This window comes from Agriterribacter sp. (assembly GCF_035444585.1).
Taxonomy (GTDB): domain Bacteria; phylum Bacteroidota; class Bacteroidia; order Chitinophagales; family Chitinophagaceae; genus Agriterribacter.
Window position 1 is genome coordinate 1 of sequence record NZ_DAOMOZ010000336.1, and the last position, 3,179, is coordinate 3,179.

A 3,179-nucleotide genomic window follows, 5' to 3' on the forward strand; every position below is an offset into this window, starting at 1 on the left:
GTTCAATATGGCGATCTCCTCTTCTTCGGTAGGGTAGGGAACGGTTATTTTAAAAAGGAACCGGTCTAACTGAGCTTCAGGCAAACGATAGGTGCCTTCCTGCTCTACCGGGTTTTGTGTAGCCAGCACCATAAATGGTTTTTCCATAGGATGCGAGTACCCGTCTACCGTTACCTGCTTTTCTTCCATCACTTCAAACAATGCCGCCTGCGTTTTAGCCGGCGCACGGTTAATTTCATCAACCAGAACAATATTGCCGAAAACAGGCCCGCGTTTAAACTGGAAGCCGCCTTCTTTTGGATCGAAAACAGAAGTGCCCAGTACATCGGATGGCATCAGATCGGGCGTAAACTGTATACGTGAAAAATGCAATGCAATACATTTGGCCACCAGCCTTGCGGTTAATGTTTTGGCCACCCCCGGAACCCCTTCTATCAGCACATGCCCGTCGGCAAGGAGCGCAGCCATAATTAATTTCACCATTTCGTGCTGTCCAACAATTACCCTGCCTATCTCACCGCGCATTTGCGCTACAGCTTCATGCAGTTGCGAAAGATCTGTCCGGGGCTCAAATACATTTTCTTCCATGCTAAGTAGTTTTATAAAAGCGTTCTAATAGTTGATAAAATTCAGCCACCTGCCGGTCGTGAACAGCAGGTGCTTCCTGTATAAAGCGAATATAATCTGTTACAGCCTGAATGGTATGCGCATCGCAACCCGATTTTTGCGAAAGCCGTGTAACAAAGTCCGCATCCATATTTCCTGAAGTCATATTAAAATGACTGTGAACATGCTCCGTAAAATAAACGATCATTTTCCGGCATAGGTTTTTATTGTCCCGCTTTTGAAAATATAAGCGGCCGATGGTTTTTACAAAATCAAGTGAATCGTTTTTAGGTGCGGCAATAACAGGGATCATGCGCTGGTTTCTTTTAACGCCAAGCAGCACAAACAAAAACAGTCCTGCAAGCGCCGTTAGTAAAGCCATGCGAAACGCAGGCTGTTCCATCAATACGCGGAGTGGAGATGGTTTTTTTTGACCGCTGTTTTGTGGCTTATGCAGGTAATATTCATCCCATGCCACAGTTGAGGCTCCTGCATCCATGGCCGAGAGCAACTGGCTGTAATAACCCATGTTTTGCTTATGCAGCAAAAAATAGTTACTGAATGCGAGCGGCGCAGTGTGTATAAAAAAGCTGCCATCTCCTACACGCAAGCGAATGTATGAAGCTCTGTTCCCGCCCGATGTACCCAGCACGTACGACATGGAAGAATCAACGGTATTGAACCATGAATTGAATTTTCTCCCGGGATAACCATACTGATTATCTGTTTTCGAGAACGGGGGATGTGTCAATCCTAAATGCAGGGTATCCAGTTCGCTGTAATTATCAAACACCGGGAAGCCTGCATCTGCATAACTTAGATTCAAATGAAAAAAATGCTGTGCATCATTGCTCAGGTCGTACGATGATATCAGCACGTCATTGCCCCTGCCAACAAAATGAAACAATTCGGTCAATTCATCACTGCTTGCATTAAAATCCTTACAAATAATGATTATGGCCTGTTTACCGGCGCTATAATCCAATACGGTTTCATCCCAATAACCCGGCGCTTTTTTGTTGATGGTTATTTTTGCATATGGAAATATATGTGAAAGACCCTGGTAGGCTACATAGCTTCCGTAGGGGATCTTATCATTTTTATTTAATGTGATCCTGTGGTCGAAATTCTTTTTATTTTCCCCTGCCAGCAATGCCAGCAGCAGTAAAAGCAATAAGCCGCCTAACAGGTATGGTATTGCTTTTTTCAAACGGGTAAGCCTGCTTTTTGGTACAGTGAGGAAAAATCGTTCAGAACAGTTTCATATTGTTGCCGGGTTACCGGCATTTCGCCGTACCATGCGTATTCATAGCTGCGGGTAACATTAAAAAAATCTTTATAGCAGGGCTGTGAATACAATTGATCCAGGTATTGGCTGTTGGTGGTATCGGTGCCATAGCTGATCAGCCTATTTTCAGAAAATGTTTTAAGCAGTTGCAGGTAAGAAAAACGGATGGCCAGCCGATAGTCTCCTTTCTCCGCCGCCTTAACCGCGGCTTCCCGGAGGTTGGCGGTAAATATGTTATCAGCATCATCTTTCTCTGCATGCACAGGCAATATAACCTTTTTGCCTGAACCGAAAATATTCATTTTGTTCTGAACAAGGAACCAGATAACTGCAGCCGCAAATAATGTGATCATAAGCATCCACATGATCTGCCTGAACAGGGGGGAACGGAGCATCGTAAAAACGGCTTCCCAGAATTTTTCCCAAAAAGAATTGCTTTCGATCTTTTTGTTTTGTACATGCCTGTCTTCATTAGCATACCAGAAAGCATTATCGTTCTTCAGGTTTTGGGTAATGGAGTCGGGAACAAACCTGTTTTTTACAGGTGATGAATCGTATAATGATCCGGGATGCTCCTTACCCGAAAAATATAATGTATCCTGGTAAGGCTCATCATATTCATTGCCGGAAAGATATCCGCTCAGGCTGTCCAACCTCGCTTCTATACTGTCTTCCTGTTCTGCTGCCCCGGTGCTGTCTCCAAATCCCTGTCCATAGCCAGCAGCAGTTGCAGAAAGATGTATACAAACAGAAAGGGAAATGTATATATATATGCGTCGGATCACATTATAAGGTTTTGCCGCCTGGCCGACATGCGCTTTTGCAAACGCACCGGGTAAATAATATAGTACCAGGCGATGTAGGAAGCAGAGATCAGTAAAATGGAGCCGCTTAGCCACCAGGGCATCGTATAATAGCGGGTGATGAATCCTTCAAAAAATGCAGCCACCATAAAAACCGGTATAAGGCTGGCCAATATAATAACGCCATCTTTGGCTCCCCGCATAAATGCGTCTATTCTTTTACCTGTTCCGGGGAACATCCAGCCCTTACCCAATACTATACCGGCAGCTCCTGCAATTACAATAGCCGATATTTCCAGTGTGCCGTGGATGAAAACAGTCAGCACAGATTGCATACCCAGGCCTTTTGCAAAAAACATTTGTTCAAATGCGCCCAGCCGAACGCCTTCGGTAAGTAAAGAAATGATGAGTGGAATGCAGAGCAAAAGTCCCTGTGCAAAATAACCAAATGCCACAAAAAGATTATTGATCATAATGCCCAG

At 44.4% G+C, this 3,179-nt stretch carries 4 protein-coding genes; all 4 read right to left on the bottom strand.

Annotated elements, in window-relative coordinates; genetic code table 11:
- On the bottom strand, positions 1 to 588 hold a 588-nt coding region (locus PLH26_RS21125; RefSeq protein ID WP_324588000.1), incomplete at its 3' end, for an AAA family ATPase.
- Between the two features lies 1 nt (position 589).
- A complete protein-coding gene (locus PLH26_RS21130; protein ID WP_324588001.1) occupies positions 590 to 1,816 on the bottom strand; it encodes a DUF4350 domain-containing protein in 1,227 nt (408 codons plus the stop codon).
- A complete protein-coding gene (locus tag PLH26_RS21135) occupies positions 1,813 to 2,679 on the bottom strand; it encodes a hypothetical protein (RefSeq protein ID WP_324588002.1) in 867 nt (288 codons plus the stop codon). Before PLH26_RS21135 ends, PLH26_RS21130 begins: the two co-directional genes overlap by 4 nt.
- The coding region (locus PLH26_RS21140; protein ID WP_324588003.1) for a stage II sporulation protein M at positions 2,676 to 3,179 on the bottom strand (504 nt) is incomplete at its 5' end. The genes PLH26_RS21135 and PLH26_RS21140, both read right to left, overlap by 4 nt.